The organism is Pseudomonas fragi (genome assembly GCF_900105835.1).
Taxonomy (GTDB): Bacteria; Pseudomonadota; Gammaproteobacteria; order Pseudomonadales; family Pseudomonadaceae; genus Aquipseudomonas; species Aquipseudomonas fragi.
Genome location: NZ_LT629783.1, coordinates 2,033,222 through 2,049,159, shown reverse-complemented (window position 1 = coordinate 2,049,159; position 15,938 = coordinate 2,033,222). Strand labels below are relative to the sequence as shown.

At 61.0% G+C, this 15,938-nt stretch carries 13 protein-coding genes; 3 read left to right on the top strand and 10 right to left on the bottom strand.

The genetic code is table 11. The annotated features are described in order from the left end of the window. Positions 1 to 174: 174 nt before the first annotated feature. The gene (locus BLU25_RS09350; protein ID WP_016781967.1) at positions 175 to 384 is read left to right on the top strand and encodes a cold-shock protein; all 210 of its coding nucleotides are present in this window, start codon (positions 175 to 177) and stop codon (positions 382 to 384) included. Between the two features lie 127 nt (positions 385 to 511). Here the strand turns inward: BLU25_RS09350 and BLU25_RS09345 are convergent, their stop codons facing one another. The 4 genes from BLU25_RS09345 to BLU25_RS09330 form a co-directional block, all read right to left on the bottom strand. Beyond that, positions 512 to 889, bottom strand: a complete 378-nt coding sequence (locus tag BLU25_RS09345; RefSeq protein WP_016781968.1) for a hypothetical protein — start codon at positions 887 to 889, stop codon at positions 512 to 514. 80 nt (positions 890 to 969) lie between these two features. Next, complete coding sequence (locus BLU25_RS09340; protein WP_016781969.1) at positions 970 to 1,779, bottom strand: putative RNA methyltransferase; 810 nt, start codon at positions 1,777 to 1,779, stop codon at positions 970 to 972. After that, positions 1,779 to 2,930 (bottom strand): succinyl-diaminopimelate desuccinylase, encoded by a 1,152-nt coding sequence (gene dapE, locus BLU25_RS09335; RefSeq protein WP_016781970.1) that lies wholly within the window; start codon positions 2,928 to 2,930, stop codon positions 1,779 to 1,781. The genes BLU25_RS09340 and dapE overlap by 1 nt, the downstream gene beginning before the upstream one ends. Before the next feature lie 95 nt (positions 2,931 to 3,025). After that, a complete protein-coding gene (locus BLU25_RS09330) occupies positions 3,026 to 5,617 on the bottom strand; it encodes a glycosyltransferase (protein WP_083369610.1) in 2,592 nt (863 codons plus the stop codon). Between the two features lie 276 nt (positions 5,618 to 5,893). On the opposite strand from BLU25_RS09330, the gene tcdA reads away from it, so the two are divergent. Next, positions 5,894 to 6,712 (top strand): tRNA cyclic N6-threonylcarbamoyladenosine(37) synthase TcdA, encoded by an 819-nt coding sequence (gene tcdA, locus BLU25_RS09325; RefSeq protein ID WP_016781972.1) that lies wholly within the window; start codon positions 5,894 to 5,896, stop codon positions 6,710 to 6,712. A 166-nt stretch (positions 6,713 to 6,878) separates the two neighbouring features. Here tcdA and BLU25_RS09320 read toward each other — a convergent pair whose 3' ends face one another. The 4 genes from BLU25_RS09320 to BLU25_RS09305 are packed head-to-tail and all read right to left on the bottom strand — an operon-like array spanning position 6,879 to position 9,923. Then, positions 6,879 to 7,283: a SufE family protein gene (locus BLU25_RS09320; protein WP_016781973.1), complete on the bottom strand. Its 405-nt coding sequence runs from the start codon at positions 7,281 to 7,283 to the stop codon at positions 6,879 to 6,881. Beyond that, positions 7,280 to 8,485: an aminotransferase class V-fold PLP-dependent enzyme gene (locus BLU25_RS09315; RefSeq protein WP_083369609.1), complete on the bottom strand. Its 1,206-nt coding sequence runs from the start codon at positions 8,483 to 8,485 to the stop codon at positions 7,280 to 7,282. Before BLU25_RS09315 ends, BLU25_RS09320 begins: the two co-directional genes overlap by 4 nt. A gap of 58 nt (positions 8,486 to 8,543) precedes the next feature. Then, positions 8,544 to 9,578, bottom strand: coding sequence for a 2,3,4,5-tetrahydropyridine-2,6-dicarboxylate N-succinyltransferase (gene dapD / locus BLU25_RS09310; RefSeq protein WP_016781975.1), 1,035 nt, complete (start codon positions 9,576 to 9,578; stop codon positions 8,544 to 8,546). Positions 9,579 to 9,614: 36 nt separating this feature from the next. After that, the gene (locus BLU25_RS09305; RefSeq protein ID WP_228795906.1) at positions 9,615 to 9,923 is read right to left on the bottom strand and encodes an arsenate reductase; all 309 of its coding nucleotides are present in this window, start codon (positions 9,921 to 9,923) and stop codon (positions 9,615 to 9,617) included. A gap of 283 nt (positions 9,924 to 10,206) precedes the next feature. Here BLU25_RS09305 and BLU25_RS09300 point away from each other — a divergent pair, with 283 nt between their 5' ends. Then, entirely contained in the window at positions 10,207 to 11,853 is a 1,647-nt protein-coding gene (locus BLU25_RS09300) for a Na+/H+ antiporter (protein WP_083369608.1), read from the top strand. 105 nt (positions 11,854 to 11,958) lie between these two features. Here BLU25_RS09300 and dapC read toward each other — a convergent pair whose 3' ends face one another. Next, a complete protein-coding gene (gene dapC, locus BLU25_RS09295) occupies positions 11,959 to 13,158 on the bottom strand; it encodes a succinyldiaminopimelate transaminase (protein WP_016781978.1) in 1,200 nt (399 codons plus the stop codon). A 26-nt stretch (positions 13,159 to 13,184) separates the two neighbouring features. Further along, positions 13,185 to 15,887 (bottom strand): [protein-PII] uridylyltransferase, encoded by a 2,703-nt coding sequence (locus tag BLU25_RS09290; RefSeq protein WP_016781979.1) that lies wholly within the window; start codon positions 15,885 to 15,887, stop codon positions 13,185 to 13,187. Positions 15,888 to 15,938 lie beyond the last annotated feature (51 nt).

Sequence of the window (15,938 nt, the reverse complement as noted above, 5' to 3'; positions counted from 1 at the left end):
AAAATCGGCAAAAAAGCGGCGAACTAATATTGATTGAGTGTTTTTTTGCCTGACTTATACTCGAGGTCTTTCGCTGTCTTGTGTAAGACGCAATCGGTGGAAGTCTAGTTCAAGCGAAAACTCTTAAAGGGCCAATAACGAGCCCGCTCAATAATAAAAAGGGGGGAAGGTTCCATGACGACACGTGTAACAGGCAATGTGAAGTGGTTCAACGATGCCAAGGGCTACGGCTTTATCCAGTGCGAGAACGGGGCCGATGTGTTTGTGCACTACCGCGCCATTCGCGGTGAAGGCCATCGCAGCCTGGCCGAAGGCCAGCAGGTCGAATACACCCAGGTCACAGGCGCCAAGGGCCTGCAGGCCGAGGATGTAGTGGGGTTGTAAGGCTCTGCGGCCCCTCCCTGTGGGAGCGGGCTTGCTCGCGATATGGGCGGCGCGGTGCATTTGGCTGACCGCAGCGATACCATCGCGAGCAAGCCCGCTCCCACAAGGGATTTGTAGCGGGTTTTACTCAGGAACCGGTTTTCCAGGTGATTTCTTCCTGGCCGTCTTCGCTGATGCGGATCCAGCGGTCGGCGTCTGCCTCGCCCTGTTCTTCAACCCAGCTGCCCGGTGCGCAACGCACTTCGATGTGCAGGGCCTCAAAAGCGGCCTTGGCGCAGGCAATATCGTCTTCCCACGGGGTTTTATCACTGTCCAGGTACAGGCTGTTCCATTTGCCCACGGCCTTTGGCATCCAGGTCACCGGCACTTCGCCTGCGGTGCACTTCCAGGTTTCGCCTTTCTTTTTCCATTCCGTGCACGGCCCCAGCACGTTTGCCAGCCAGGCTTCGACGTCTTTGTAAGTGACGGCTTCTTTCAGGTAAATCTCGATATCGGGTTGGCGCATGGATGTCCTCACTGCGGGTCTGAAAAATCCACTCGCGGATTAATCGGGCCAGAGGCATGTGCCCCTGGCCGTAAAGTTGGTTATTGAAGCACGAAGTAATCGTAGCGCATCGACACCGTCACCACTAAAGGCTCGGGGTGCTCGATGACCTCGGCGCGGCGCTCGGCACTGGCACGCCAGCCGTGAGGGGTCATGGCCAGCAGGTTGGCGCGATCCTGGGGTTCGCTCAGGCTGAGGGTGAACTCCAGTGTTTCGCTGTGTTGCAGCGCCATGCCTTCGGGCACCAGGGCCAAATGCTTGTCGTCAGCGTAATCCCGTACTTCGTCGTACAGCCGCTCGCGCAGTTCCATCAAGTGCCCGCGTGTTGGGCCTACACGCATCAGGCCACCACCCGGGGTCAGCAGGCGCTTGGCTTCAAGCCAGTCCAGCGGGCTGAATACACTGGCCAAAAACTGGCAGCTGGCATCGGCCAAGGGTACGCGGGCCATGCTGGCGATCAACCAGGTCAGTTGCGGGTTGCGCTTGCAGGCGCGCTTGACCGCCTCGCGGGAGATATCCAGGGCGTAACCATCGGCGTCGGGCAGTGCCTGGGCGATTTGCGCGGTGTAATAACCCTCGCCACAGCCGATGTCGAGCCAGCGTTGCGGCGCGCGTTCGGCGGCCAGCTCGGCCAGGCGTTTGGCCACGGGGGCGTAGTGCCCGGCGTTGAGAAAGTCGCGGCGGGCTTCAACCATTGCCTGGTTGTCGCCAGGGTCGCGGCTGTTCTTGTGTTGCACCGGCAACAGGTTCAAATAGCCCTGGCGGGCACGGTCAAAACGGTGCCCGGCGGGGCACACGACACCATTGTCCACTGCATTGAGCGGTTCGGAGCAGATTGGGCAGGCGAGCATCAGGCGAGCAACTTGATCAGGGTCTGGTAGTAGATTTCGGTCAGCACATCCAGATCGCTGGCCAGAACCCGTTCGTTGACCTGGTGGATGGTCGCGTTGACCGGCCCCAGTTCTACCACTTGGGTGCCCAGGGTGGCGATAAAGCGCCCGTCGGACGTACCACCGCTGGTCGAGGCCTTGGTCTCACGCCCCGTCACCTGCTTGATGCTCGACGAAACCGCGTCAAGCAAAGCGCCCGGCTCGGTCAGGAAGGGCAGGCCGGACAATGCCCAGTCGATGTGCCAGTCCAGGCCATGCTTGTCGAGGATGTCGGCCACGCGCTTTTGCAGGCCTTCAACGGTGGACTCGGTGGAGAAACGGAAGTTGAACACCGCCACCAGGTCACCGGGGATCACGTTGGTTGCGCCCGTGCCGGAGTTGAGGTTGGAAATCTGGAAGCTGGTCGGCGGGAAGAAGGCGTTGCCGTTGTCCCAGTGCTCGGCGGCCAGTTCGGCAAGGGCTGGGGCGGCCAGATGAATCGGATTCTTGGCCAGGTGCGGGTAGGCAACATGGCCTTGCTTGCCACGCACGGTGAGCTTGGCGCCCAGGGAGCCGCGACGACCGTTTTTGACCACGTCGCCGACCAGGGTGGTACTCGACGGTTCGCCGACGATGCACCAGTCCAGGCGCTCGTTACGGGCCTTGAAGCGTTCGATCACGGCCTTGGTACCGTGATGGGCCGGGCCTTCTTCGTCACTGGTGATCAGAAACGCGACCTTGCCCTTGTGGTCCGGGTAGTCGGCGACAAAGCGCTCGGCGGCCACCAGCATGGCTGCCAGGCTGCCTTTCATGTCGGCCGCACCACGGCCGCAAAGCATGCCGTGTTCATCGATCAGTGCGTCGAACGGGTCGTTCTGCCAGGCCTGGACCGGGCCGGTGGGCACCACGTCGGTGTGGCCGGCGAAGCACAGTACCGGGCCTTCGTGTTTGCCGTGGGTGGCCCAAAAGTTGTCGACGTCCTCGATGCGCATCGGCTCAAGCATGAAGCCGGCATCGCCCAGGCGCTGCATCATCAGCTTCTGGCAATCGGCATCGATCGGCGTCACGGAAGGGCGACGGATCAGATCGCAGGCAAGTTGCAGGGTCGGCGAAAGGTCGGCGTGGGCCGTCATGGTAGGGACTCCGAAGCGGGACACAAGGCACAAAAGGGCGGTTATCTTAAAGCAAAACGGCGGCCAGAGGCCGCCGTTTAGTGGTTGCAGTCAATTTATGCAGCCGGTTGCTCTTGGGCTTCTTCTACCGGTTTGGGCAGCGAAGACATAAAGGCCATGATCAGCGCCGCCAGGTACGGCAGCGATTGCACCAGCAACATCACCACCCAGAAACGCATGTCGTTGCTCGGCAGGCCCTGCACGAAGAAGATCCCCAGTGCCGCGCCCCAGAGCAACAGCATGATGAACACTTCTTCGCGGGCTTCCGAGATGGCGACCCAAAAGCCGTGGTTATCGGCGTTTTTCGGGGTGCGGAAGAACGGAATGCTGGTGGTGAAGAACCCGTACAGCACGGCTTTGGCGATGGTGTGGGACAACGCCAGCCCCGCCAGTGCCGCGGCGAAGGCGTCCTTGAGGTTGACCCCCATCGCACGGCGGTACAGGAAGATGATCTTGCCCACCTTGAACACGAATAGCGCCAATGGCGGGATGGCGAAAATCAGCAGCGGCGGATCGACCCGCGTCGGCACGATAATCATCGCCGCCGACCACAACAGGGCGCCCACGGTGAAGAAGATATTCATGCCATCGGCCACCCACGGCAGCCAACCCGCTAGGAAGTGATAGCGCTGGCCGCGGGTCAGCTCAGTGTCCTTGCCGCGCAGCAGGCTTGAAGAGTGACGCTTGATAATCTGAATCGCCCCGTAGGCCCAGCGGAAGCGCTGTTTCTTGAAGTCGATAAAGGTATCGGGCATCAGGCCCTTGCCGTAGCTATTGTGGGAATAGGCTGCTGAGTAGCCTTTCTCGAACACGCGCAGGCCCAGTTCGGCGTCTTCACAGATGCACCAGTCGGCCCAGCCGAGCTCTTCGAGCACGGAGCGGCGGGTCATGGTCATGGTGCCATGCTGGATGATTGCGTCGCGGTCGTTGCGGGTGACCATGCCGATATGGAAGAAGCCTTTGTATTCCGAATAGCAGAGCTTCTTGAATTTGCTTTCGTTTTGGTCGCGGTAGTCCTGCGGCGATTGCACGATGGCGATTTTCGGGTCGGCAAAGTGCGGCACCATGTGCTTGAGCCAGTTGCGGTCAACGCAGTAATCGGAGTCGATCACGGCGATCACTTCGGCGTCCGGCGCGGTATGCGGGATCAGGAAGTTCAGTGCGCCGCCCTTGAAGCCGGCCAGGGGCGCGACGTGGAAGAACTTGAAGCGCGGGCCGAGGGTGGCGCAATAGTCGCGCACCGGCTCCCATACCGCCGGGTCCTTGGTGTTGTTGTCGATGATCAACACTTCGAAATCGGGGTAGTCGAGGTTGGCCAGGGCGTCGAGGGTCTGTTTGACCATCTCTGGCGGCTCGTTGTAGCACGGCACATGGATCGAGACTTTCGGGCGGTAGGCATCGTCGGCCTCGACCGGTAAAAACTCCCGTCGGCGTTTGCGAATCCATACCGCCTCGGCCAGTTCATGGGCCTCGGTGAGCAACACAATAAACACCCCGAGGGCACCCAGTCCGAGCAGGAAGCCCACGGTCAGGCTGAACCAGGTGCTGTATTGCTGGCTGTAGTCGTAGGCGATCCACACCAGTACCGACCCGCAAAGGAACGCGGTGAAGGTCAGGAAGGTGCGGCCACGCTGGCGCAGGGCAGAGCCGTCGATCAGCAGCAACGCCAGCGACAGCAGGCCCATGACCACCGAGCCGATGGCCAGTACGCGCCACTGTGGAATGGCTACTACCGGGCCTTCAAAGTTGAATTTTTGCTGGCGGGCCGCGTTGTACACGCCCCAGTACGCACCTACCGAACCTTCGTCGCTGGCTTTCCACGGCTGGTCGAAGGCTTCGATCACAAAGTAGTTGTAGCCGCGACGGTTGAGGGTGTTGACCAGCGTACGCAGATAAATGGCCTGGTCGGCCGGGGTGGCGTCAGCGCCACCGCGCATGCGGCCGTTGCTCGGCCAGCCCACCTCGGACAGCAGCAGCGGTTTTTTCGGGAACATTTTTTTCAGGTCGCGGGCACGGTCCAGGACGAACTCACCGGCCTTGTCCACCGGGATAAATTCCCAGTAGGGCAGGATGTGCGCGGCGATCAGGTCAACGTGCTTGGCCAGTTGCGGGTATTTCTCCCAGATGTGCCATTGCTCGGACGTGGTGACCGGCACCTTGACCGCAGCGCGCACCCGGTCCAGCAGCACGATCAGGTCTTCAGGGGTGATCTCTTCACGGAACAGGGCTTCGTTGCCCACCACAACCCGCACCACGCTGCGCGAATTGTTGGCCAGTTCGATGGCTTTCTGGATTTCCCGTTCGTTGCGCTCCAGGTCCGGGCTGATCCAGATCCCGATGGTCACGCGCAGGCCGAATTCTTCCGCCAGCTTGGGAATATCGCCCAGGGTGCCATCAACCGAATAAGTCCGGATGTTGTCGGTGAGCTTGCTGATGATCTCCAGGTCGCGACGCATTTCGTCGTCGGTCGGGTACTGGTCTTTCTGCGGGTACTGGCCTTGCTGGAACGGCGAGTACGAAAAGCCGGAGATTTGCTCGGGCCAGTTGGGTGCAGAGACCGGGCGATTGATCAGCGCCCAGAAGCCTGTGAAGAGCGCGGCGATGGCCAGGACCACCACCAGATTGAGTCCAAATTTACGCGATGACATAACTATTTCGGGTTCCAAAGGGAGTGGAACGAAGATCGGTCGGCGGGTGCCAAACGGCGCGCATCCTACACTGTGCTCCGACCCATCGTATAGCTGACGGAATTGGATCCGGCGTTGGGCAGTTGTTACCGTCTTAAGTTCTTTCTTTATTATTTGTAGCTCTGATCTTCTTACTCAGTAGGCTATTAAAGCAGGCTTGGTCGCATAGCCTGTAGGAAAGATACTCAATGCAATGTAAGCCCCCTATAATGCGCGCCGGTTTTTGGGGTGTTGGTGATGAGTACAGAAGATCCACGTTTTGCCGGTGTAGCCCGGTTATATGGGCTGGAAGGCCTTGAACGGCTGAAGGTAGCCCATGTGGCGATCGTCGGTGTGGGCGGTGTCGGGTCGTGGGCGGCAGAAGCCATTGCGCGCTGCGGCGTCGGCGAGATTTCGTTGTTTGACCTGGATGACGTGTGCGTCAGCAACAGCAACCGCCAGTTGCACGCCTTGAGCACGACCATTGGTCGGGACAAGGTCGAAGTGATGGCCGAGCGCCTGCGTCAGATCAACCCGGATTGTGTGGTTCACGAAGTGGCGGATTTCGTCACCCGCGAAACCATGGCCGAGTACATCACCCCGAATATTGACTGCGTGATCGACTGCATCGACAGCGTAAATGCCAAGGCGGCGCTGATTGCCTGGTGCAAGCGGCGCAAGATCCAGATCATCACCACCGGTGGTGCGGGCGGGCAAATTGACCCGACGCTGATCCAGGTCTGTGACTTGAACCGTACGTTCAATGATCCGCTTGCCTCCAAGGTGCGTTCGACCTTGCGCCGCGACTATGGCTTTTCGCGCACCATGACCCGCCATTACAGCGTGCCGTGTGTGTTCTCTACCGAACAGCTGCGTTATCCCAAGCCGGACGGCAGCATTTGCCTGCAGAAGAGTTTTGTGGGGGATGGGGTCAAATTGGACTGCGCCGGCGGGTTTGGCGCGGTGATGATGGTGACCGCCACCTTTGGTATGGTCGCGGCGACCAAGGCGGTGGACAAGATCGTGGCGGGCGTGCGGCGGCCTTCGGAGAAGGTAAAGCCTGCACCGCAGGAATAAGGCTCGCCCCGGACCTGACCTGTGGGAGCGGGCTTGCTCGCGATAGGATCGCTGCGGCTTTTCAGATGAACCGAATCGCCAGCATCGCGGGCAAGCCCGCTCCCACAGTTATTTTGCGCAAGCCCGGGTTTTGAGGGCCGCACAACATCTGTGGAAGCGGCAAGGGTTAGCCTGCCAACTCCCGCATCCGCACCAGCACGGCATTCAGCCCGTTGCTGCGCGATGGCGACAGTTGCCGGCTCAGGCCCAACTGCTCGAACCAGCCCGGCAAATCGACCTGTTGCAGCTCTTCAGTGGTCAAGCCATTGACCCGCGCCAGCAGCAACGCCACCAGCCCGCGAATCAACCGCGCCTCACTGCTGGCCGCAAACTGCCAGCGACCATCGACCTGCTTGCCCACCAGCCACATAAGGCTTTCACAGCCATGTACGCGGTTGGCCTCGGTTTTGTCGGTCTCGCTCAGCTCCGGCAAACGCTGACCCCATTGCATCAACAGGCGCGCACGCTGTTCCCAGCCGCTGCAATGCTCAAAGCTGTCGAGCGCCGCCTGCGCCTGGGCGGGCAGAGTCATTGCAGCAGCTCCAGCGCCTGATCGAGCGCGTCGAAAAAACGCTCCAGATCGTCTGAATCGTTGTACAGCGCCAGCGAAACGCGGATGGCTCCGGCCAGCCCCAGGCCTTTGAGCAGCGGCATGGCGCAATGATGCCCGGCGCGCACGGCTATTCCCTGTTCGGTCAGTAAGTGGGCCAGGTCGGCGTTGTGTACGCCATCCACGACAAAACTGACCAAGGCCAGTTGCGGAGTGCCCAGCAGGCGAATGCCCTGACGCTGCTGCAAACCCTCGACGAGCAACCCGTGCAGCGCTGCTTCGTGGGCTTGCACGGCGGCCTGGTCGAGGTTGGCCAGATAGTTGAGCGTTGCGCCCAGGCCGATCACGCTGGCTATCGCCGGGGTTCCGGCCTCAAAGCCCAGCGGCGCGGGGCGGAAGGTGGCGTGCTGGTAGTCGGCGTCCTGGACCATTTCGCCGCCAAACTGCCAGTGCTGCAAAAGGCTCAGCGCTTCATGGCGGCCAAACAGCACGCCCAGCCCGTCCGGGCCATACAGCTTGTGGCTGGAAAATACATAGAAGTCGCAGCCTAACGCCTGCACGTCATGACGACCGTGGACCACACCTTGTGCGCCATCGACTACGGTCAGGGCCTGATGGGCCTTGGCCAGCGCCAGCAGTTCAGGCAGGGGCTGCCATACGCCCAGTACGTTGGACAACTGGCTTACGGCCAGCAGGCGGGTGCGCGGGGTGATCAGGCGTGCGGCTGCCTCGAGGTCGATCACGCCGTCGGCATCCAGCGGCAACACCACCAGATTCAACCCTTTACGCTGCGCCAGCTGCTGCCACGGCAGCAGGTTGGCGTGGTGTTCCAGGGCGCTGATAACAATGTCATCGCCCGTCTTGAATTGGTGCTCCAGGCCATAGGCCAGAAGGTTCAGCGCCGACGTGGCACCGTGGGTGAAAACGATTTGCCCGCACTCGCCAGCATTGAGCCATTGCGTCACTTTGTGGCGGGTGTTTTCGAAGGCCTGGGTCGCGTGGGCGCCCGGCAGGTGCTGGGCCCGGTGCACATTGGCTGCGCCATTGGCGTAGTAGTGCGTCAGTGCGTCGAGCAGGGCTTGGGGTTTTTGCGTGGTTGCAGCGCTGTCCAGATAGGTCTGGGCCTGACGTTGCAAGGCGGCGATGGCGGGGAAGTCAGCGCGCCAGGGAGAAGGCAAAAGCATGGTGTTCGGGCTCTGTTGACGAGGCCGGAAGCCGGCCCCGTCAGTTTCAGACAGACGCTTAGTTGTGCGCGTGCAGTGCTTCGTTCAGCTCGATGGCCGACTTGTGGGTCTTGCATTCCACAGCGCCGGTTTCCGAGTTGCGACGGAACAACAGGTCAGGCTGGCCAGCCAGGTCACGGGCCTTGACCACTTTGACCAGCTGGTTGTTTTCGTCCAGCAGGGCCACTTTGGTACCCGCGGTCACGTACAGGCCGGACTCAACGGTGTTGCGGTCACCCAGCGGGATGCCGATACCGGCGTTGGCGCCGATCAGGCAGCCTTCGCCAACCTTGATCACGATGTTGCCACCGCCCGAGAGGGTGCCCATGGTCGAGCAGCCGCCGCCCAGGTCCGAACCTTTGCCCACGAACACGCCAGCCGAAACACGGCCTTCGATCATGCCCGGGCCTTCGGTGCCGGCGTTGAAGTTGACGAAGCCTTCGTGCATCACTGTGGTGCCTTCGCCCACATAAGCACCCAGGCGAATACGCGCCGCGTCAGCGATGCGCACGCCGGCAGGGACAACGTAGTCGGTCATTTTCGGGAACTTGTCGACCGAGAACACTTCCAGCAGATCGCCACGCAGGCGCGCTTCAAGTTGACGCTCGGCCAGTTCGCCCAGATCGATGGCGCCCTGGCTGGTCCATGCAACGTTTGGTAGCAGCGGGAACACACCCGCCAGGCTCAGGCCGTGGGGCTTGACCAGGCGATGGGACAGCAGGTGCAGCTTGAGGTAGGCCTCAGGCGTGGAGGTCAGCGTGGCGTCTTCGGCCAGCAGGGTCGCGACCAGCGGCTTGTGGCTTTCGGCCAGGCGGGTCAGCAGGGCCGCTTGAGCAGCGTCCACAGGCTTGACGGCTTCTGCCATTTGAGCGGCTTGTGCGGTGGTAAAGGTGATTGCCTGATTGCCACCGGTGTAGCCCAGAATCGGTGCGATGGCTGCAATCAGCTCGGCCGATGGATTGATCAGGGGTTGTGCGTAGAACACTTCCAGCCATGCGCCTTGACGGTTTTGGGTGCCGACGCCGAAGGCTGCGCTGAACAGGGTAGTAGACATGCAATTACCTCTTACAAAAAATAAATGGGCGGGCGCTTACAGAAGGGCCGCCGCATAAAGATCTGGCTTGAAGCCAATCAGGGTTTTGTCACCGAGATCGAGCACCGGGCGCTTGATCATCGAGGGTTGGGCGAGCATCAGTTCAATGGCCTTCGCTTGGTCGAGATCGGCTTTGCGTTCGTCGTCGAGCTTGCGAAAGGTTGTACCGGCGCGGTTGAGCACCACTTGCCAGCCGTGCTCGTTACACCATTGGGTCAGGTGTTCACGGTCAATGCCGCTGCTTTTGTAGTCATGAAAGTCGTAGCGCACTGCATGCTCATCGAGCCAGGTGCGAGCCTTTTTCATGGTGTCGCAGGCTTTGATGCCGAAAAGGTGCAACGTCTTGCTTGAGTCGGTCACGGAAATTGCCCCTCCTTTGGAGATGCGGTAAATGAGCGGTCGCGGATTATGCCATGTGCAGCGCCCTTGGGCGTGAATGGCTGCGAGCTTGGCACAGACTTGTGACATGTCGTCGCACTGCTACTTTTGTTCAGGCTCGGCTTTTACGGTTAGACGCTACTATGGAGCGCAATGGGAAATTGTTGCTATTTATTTAGTTTAAAACTGATCGTTCGGGAACTCTGCTGATATGCAAACCGCCTATACCGTCCTTATCCTGCTGATGCTGGTGGGGGTTTCGCGTCTGTTGGGGCGTGTCATACCGTTGCCTTTGCCGCTGGTGCAGATTGCTGCCGGCGCTGTACTGGCCTGGCCGACACTGGGCCTGCATGTGGCGCTGGAACCTGAGCTGTTCCTGTTTCTGTTCTTGCCGCCGCTGCTGTTCTCGGATGGCTGGCGCATGCCCAAGCGTGAGTTCTGGCGCCTGCGTGGGCCGATTCTGACCCTGGCGGTGGGGCTGGTGCTGTTTACGGTGGTGGGGGCGGGTTATTTCATCCACTGGCTGCTGCCGAGCATTCCCTTGCCGGTGGCATTTGCCCTGGCCGCGGTGTTGTCACCCACCGATGCGGTGGCCGTCTCGGCCATTGCCCAAAACCGTCTGCCGGCGCCCTTGATGCATATGCTGCAAGGCGAGGCGTTGATGAATGACGCTACGGGCCTGGTGACATTCAAGTTCGCCCTGGCAGCGGCCATTACCGGGGTGTTCTCGCTGGCCAACGCCAGCCTGACTTTTGTCCTGGTGGCCTGCGGCGGGCTGGCTATCGGCGTGGCGTTGAGCTGGCTGGTCGGGCGTTTGCGGGCATGGATGATCGCTCGCGGCTGGGATGACCCGGCGACCCATGTGGTGTTCATGTTGCTGCTGCCTTTTGCCGCCTATGTACTGGCCGAGCGACTGGGCGCATCGGGCATCCTGTCGGCGGTTGCTGCGGGGATGATGCAGAGCTGGCTGGACCTGTTGCCGCGTCAGACCAGCACCCGCCTGCTTAACCGCAGTGTGTGGTCGCTGCTGGAATTTGCCTTCAACGGCCTGATCTTTTTGCTATTGGGGCTGCAACTGCCGGACATCATCAAGGCGGTGGTCAGCCACGAAACCACCTTGTGGCCAACCCTGATGTACCGCTGCCTGGATGTGGTGGCGATTTTTCTGGTGTTGTTGGCGCTGCGCTTTATCTGGGTGCAGAGCATCTGGCGGCTGTCGGGTCTGCTGCGCCGCTGGCGTGGCAAGGGCGAGCTGACAATGGTGCCGACGGCGCGCTCCTGCTGGCTGTTGACCGTGGGCGGGGTGCGTGGAGCGGTAACGCTGGCGGGTGTGATGTCGGTGCCATTACTGGTCAGTGAGGGTTTGAATTTCCCTGAGCGTGATTTGCTGATCTTTATTGCTGCCGGAGTGATATTGCTGTCGCTGGTGGCGGCCTGCATCGCCTTGCCCGTGTTGTTGCGCGGTATTCCAAAAAGCCCGGACGATGCCATGCGCAAGGAAGTGCGCGAAGCCTGGCGGCGCACAGCAGAAGCGGCGATTCACGCGCTGGAGGCAGAAGAGGTGGTGGAGGCCGATGGTCAGCAGGATGCGGCCCAGGCAGCTCTGGCGGCTGAGCTGAAGGCGCGGATCATGTCCGAGTACCGTCATCAGCTGGAGGTGTACAACGACTCGGCAGAAGCCCAGGCACTGGCTTCGCAAATGGACCAGCTGGAGAGCCGTTTACGGCTCAAGGCACTGCGGGCGCAGCGGTTGGAGCTGTACAGCTTGCGCCGTCACCATGAAATCGGCGATGACGCCCTGAGCGAGATCCTCAAGGATCTGGACTTGAGCGAAGCCAACCTGGGCACGGTGAAATAATCCCGCTTTATGTGGGAGCGGGCTTGCTCGCGATGCAAGCGATGAGGTGTCTCAGCCAAATCGCAGTGATGCCATCGCGAGCAAGCCCGCTCCCACGGGAGCGGATTAGCGGCGACGCTGGATAAAATCGCGGATGCGTCCGGCGGCTTCCACGCACTCAGCCAGTGGCGCAACCAGAGCCATGCGCACGCGCCCAGCCCCCGGGTTGAAGCCGTCTACCTCACGGGACAGGTACGAACCCGGCACTACGGTAACGTGCTCTTCGACAAACAAATCGCGACAGAACTCGGCATCGTCACCTTCAACCTTGGGCCACAGGTAAAAACCGCCATCCGGGCGTTGTACGTCCAGCACCGGGGTCAAAATCTCCAGCACCGCATCGAACTTCTCGCGATACAGGTCACGGTTGGTGCGTACGTGCTCTTCGTCGTTCCAGGCCGCAATGCTGGCCAGCTGGGTTTGCACCGGCATGGCGCAGCCGTGGTAAGTGCGGTACAGCAGGAACGCCTTGAGGATGTCGGCATCTCCCGCCACAAAACCGGAACGCAAACCCGGCAGGTTCGAGCGCTTGGACAGGCTGTGGAACACCACGCAGCGTTTGAAGTCTTCGCGGCCCAGGGCCACGCAGGCGCTGAGCAGGCCGACCGGCGGGGTTTGCTCGTCGAAATACAGCTCGCTGTAGCACTCGTCCGCAGCGATCACGAAGTCGTGTTCGTCGGCCAGGGCGATCAATTTTTTCAGGGTGTCGAGCGGGATCAGCGCGCCGGTCGGGTTGCCTGGCGAGCACAGGAACAGGATCTGGCAGCGCTTCCAGGTGTCGACGGACACCGCATCGAAATCCGGGTTGAAACCATGCTCGGCCAGGCACGGCAGGTAGTGCGGCTGGGCGCCGGCGAGGAAGGCTGCGCCTTCGTAGATCTGATAGAACGGGTTCGGGCTGACGACCAGGGCGTCGTCGCCACGGTTGACCACGGTCTGGGTGAAAGCAAACAGGGCTTCACGGGTGCCATTGACCGGCAGGATGTTGCGCGCCGGGTCGAGCCAGCCCTTGGGTACATTGAAGCGCCGCTCGGCCCAGCCGGCGATGGCTTCGCGCAGCGCCGGGATGCCCAGGGTGGTCGGGTACACCGCCATCTGGTCGAGGTTGTCAGCCAGCGCCTTGGCCACGAAGTCCGGGGAGCGGTGTTTCGGTTCGCCAATCGACAGGGCAATCGCACGCTTGTCGGCGTTGGGCTGCACGCTGCCAAGCAGGGCGCGCAGTTTTTCGAACGGGTAAGGCTGCAGCTGGTTCAAAGCGTTGTTCATGGGGTGCGGGTCTCACTCGGCGGCGGTTAAATGCTCAGGCGCCACGGTTCTGGGGTTGAATCCTGATTGACCGTCAGTTGCTCGACGATCGCTTCCTGCAAACGCATGCACAGCTGCGGGTCGGACAGCGGCTGGTTGTTTGCATCGGTGATGAAAAATACGTCTTCTACGCGCTCGCCAAGGGTGGCGATCTTGGCGTTTTGCAGCGACAGGTCGAACTCCAGGAAGATCATCCCGATGCGGGCCAGCAGGCCCGGGCGGTCGGGGGCGCTGAGCTCCAGCACGGTCACCGGGCGCTGGGCATCGTTATGGATCGTCACCTGGGGTGCAAAGGCAAAGTGCTTGAGCTGGCGCGGTACCCGGCGCTGGATGATGGTCGGGTAGTCATCCGGATTGCGCAGGGCTTCGGTCAGGCCCTTGCGGATTTTTTCGATCCGCGCCGGGTTGTTGCCGATCGAACCGCCGTCGTTGTCGAGCACGATATAGGTGTCGAGGGTGAACTGGCTGCTGGAGGTGATGATGCGCGCGTCATGGATGTTGAGGTTGAGCTGGTCCATCGCGGCCACGGTCACGGCGAAGAAATCGTGCTGGTCGGGGGCGTAGATAAAGATCTGCGTGCCGCCCTCGAACTCGCGCTGGGTGGTTTCCTTGATCAGCACCAGCGGGCCGCCATCGGCTGGTTGCTGCAGGATCGCCTCGGTGTGCAGGGCCACGTCGGCCGAAGAGTGGCGCAGGAAATAATCGTCGCCCAGCTGTGACCACAGTTGCTCGACGTCGTCCTGGTCGGTGCCGCCGCGCACCAGAATGTCCAGCGCTGCACTTTGCGTCTGGCGGATCTGTTCTTCACGGTCCACCGGGTTTTCCAGGCCACGGCGCAGGGCGCGCTTGGTCTCGGTGTAGAGCTGGCGCAACAGGCTGGCGCGCCAGGAGTTCCATAGCGTCGGGTTGGTGGCGTTGATATCGGCGACAGTCAGCACATAGAGGTAGTCGAGGTGGGTTTCGTCGACGACGGTCTGCGCAAAGTCATGGATGACTTGCGGGTCCGACAGGTCCTTGCGCTGGGCGGTGGTGGACATCACCAGGTGGTTTTGCACCAGCCACACGATCAGGCGTGTGTCCCACTGCGGCAACTGGTGGCGGATGCAGAACGCTTCGGCATCCACGGCACCGATTTCGGAGTGGTCGCCGTGGCGGCCCTTGCCGATGTCGTGGTACAGGCCCGCCAGGTAAATCAGCTCGGGCTTGGGCAACTTGGCCATCAGCTTACTGGCCAGCGGGAATTTCTCTGACACCTGGGTGTACTGCAACTTACGCAGGTGCTTGATCAGGTTCAGGGTGTGGGCGTCGACCGTATAGATGTGGAACAGGTCGTGCTGCATTTGCCCGACGATAAAGCCGAATTCGGGCAGGTAACGGCCGAGAATGCCGTAGCGGTTCATTCGGCGCAGGTTGCGGTGGATGCCAATCTTGCACTTGAACAGTTCGATAAACAGGCTGGTATTGCGGATGTCCTTGCGGAAATCGTCGTCGATCAGGTAGCGATGTTCACGCAGCAGGCGGATGGTGTCGGCCCGCACGCCCTTGATCTCGGGGTGCTGGGCCATCAGCAGGAAGATTTCCAGCATGGCGAAGGGCGTGCGCTTGAATACGTGGTCGCTGGTGGCTTCGATATAGCCATCGTGCAACTGGAAGCGCGAGTTCAACGGGGTTGGTGGCGCTTCGTCCTCGGGGGCGAGGATCACTTCTTCGAAGTGCTGGATGATCAGGTCGCTGAGCTGGGCAATGCTCATGACCACCCGGTAGTACTGCTGCATGAAATTTTCGATGGTCTGCTTGGCGTCTTCGCCGGCAAAACCCAGCAGCTCGCCGATGCTGCGCTGATGGTCGAACAGCAGACGGTCTTCGGCGCGGCCGGCGAGCATGTGCAGGGCATAGCGCACCTTCCACAAAAACTCCTGGGACGAGGCGAGCAGGGCATGCTCGCTCTCGACCAGAAAGCCTTCGCCGGCCAGGGCGCGCAGGTTCAGGGTGCCGTACTGGCGACGGGCTACCCACAAAATGGTCTGGATATCGCGCAGGCCGCCGGGCGAGCCTTTGACGTTGGGTTCCAGGTTGTATTCGGTGTCGTTGTACTTGTGGTGGCGGGCCTTTTGTTCGGCGCGCTTGGCCAGGAAAAACTCTTTGCTGGGCCACATATGGGCAGTGCTGGTGACATCCAGCATGCGCTGGCGCAGACGCTCGGGGCCGGCCACGGTGCGGCTTTCCATCAGGTTGGTGATGATGGTCAGGTCGGCGCGGGCCTGCTCGGCGCATTCATCTACCGAGCGAACGCTCTGGCCTACTTCCAGGCCAATGTCCCACAGTAAAGTCAGAAAGCGCTCGATAGAGTCTCGGAACACTTCGTGGTCAGCGTTATCCAGCAGGATCAGCAGATCGATATCGGAGTAGGGGTGCAATTCGCCCCGGCCATAGCCGCCGACGGCAACCAGCGCTATATCGGCCTGATCGCTCCAGCTGAACTGGTCCCAGGCCTGTTGCAGGATGTTATCGACGAACCATGCACGATCTTCGATCAGGCGGCGAATATCACGCCCCTTTTTGAAGCGTTCGTCGAGTACCTCCCGTGCCTGGCGGATCGCCTTTTTGAAAGCGGCAATGGGGCTTGCCTTCAATGCCAGTTCGGCCTGGAACTGGCCGCGGTCAAAAAGTTCTGGATCCACCTGCGGCATCGATTGGCATTCCTGTCGTGGGTTTTACGGGTTAAACGATGAAAACACGCA

Bases quoted from the DNA above. Each gene is read 5' to 3' on its own strand.
- BLU25_RS09330 (WP_083369610.1), bottom strand. From the start codon at position 5,617: ATGTCATCGCGTAAATTTGGACTCAATCTGGTGGTGGTCCTGGCCATC.
- dapE (WP_016781970.1), bottom strand. From the start codon at position 2,930: ATGACGGCCCACGCCGACCTTTCGCCGACCCTGCAACTTGCCTGCGAT.
- BLU25_RS09290 (WP_016781979.1), bottom strand. From the start codon at position 15,887: ATGCCGCAGGTGGATCCAGAACTTTTTGACCGCGGCCAGTTCCAGGCC.
- BLU25_RS09300 (WP_083369608.1), top strand. From the start codon at position 10,207: ATGCAAACCGCCTATACCGTCCTTATCCTGCTGATGCTGGTGGGGGTT.
- BLU25_RS09350 (WP_016781967.1), top strand. From the start codon at position 175: ATGACGACACGTGTAACAGGCAATGTGAAGTGGTTCAACGATGCCAAG.
- BLU25_RS09305 (WP_228795906.1), bottom strand. From the start codon at position 9,923: ATGAAAAAGGCTCGCACCTGGCTCGATGAGCATGCAGTGCGCTACGAC.
- BLU25_RS09345 (WP_016781968.1), bottom strand. From the start codon at position 889: ATGCGCCAACCCGATATCGAGATTTACCTGAAAGAAGCCGTCACTTAC.
- tcdA (WP_016781972.1), top strand. From the start codon at position 5,894: ATGAGTACAGAAGATCCACGTTTTGCCGGTGTAGCCCGGTTATATGGG.
- dapC (WP_016781978.1), bottom strand. From the start codon at position 13,158: ATGAACAACGCTTTGAACCAGCTGCAGCCTTACCCGTTCGAAAAACTG.
- BLU25_RS09315 (WP_083369609.1), bottom strand. From the start codon at position 8,485: ATGCTTTTGCCTTCTCCCTGGCGCGCTGACTTCCCCGCCATCGCCGCC.
- BLU25_RS09340 (WP_016781969.1), bottom strand. From the start codon at position 1,779: ATGCTCGCCTGCCCAATCTGCTCCGAACCGCTCAATGCAGTGGACAAT.
- dapD (WP_016781975.1), bottom strand. From the start codon at position 9,578: ATGTCTACTACCCTGTTCAGCGCAGCCTTCGGCGTCGGCACCCAAAAC.
- BLU25_RS09320 (WP_016781973.1), bottom strand. From the start codon at position 7,283: ATGACTCTGCCCGCCCAGGCGCAGGCGGCGCTCGACAGCTTTGAGCAT.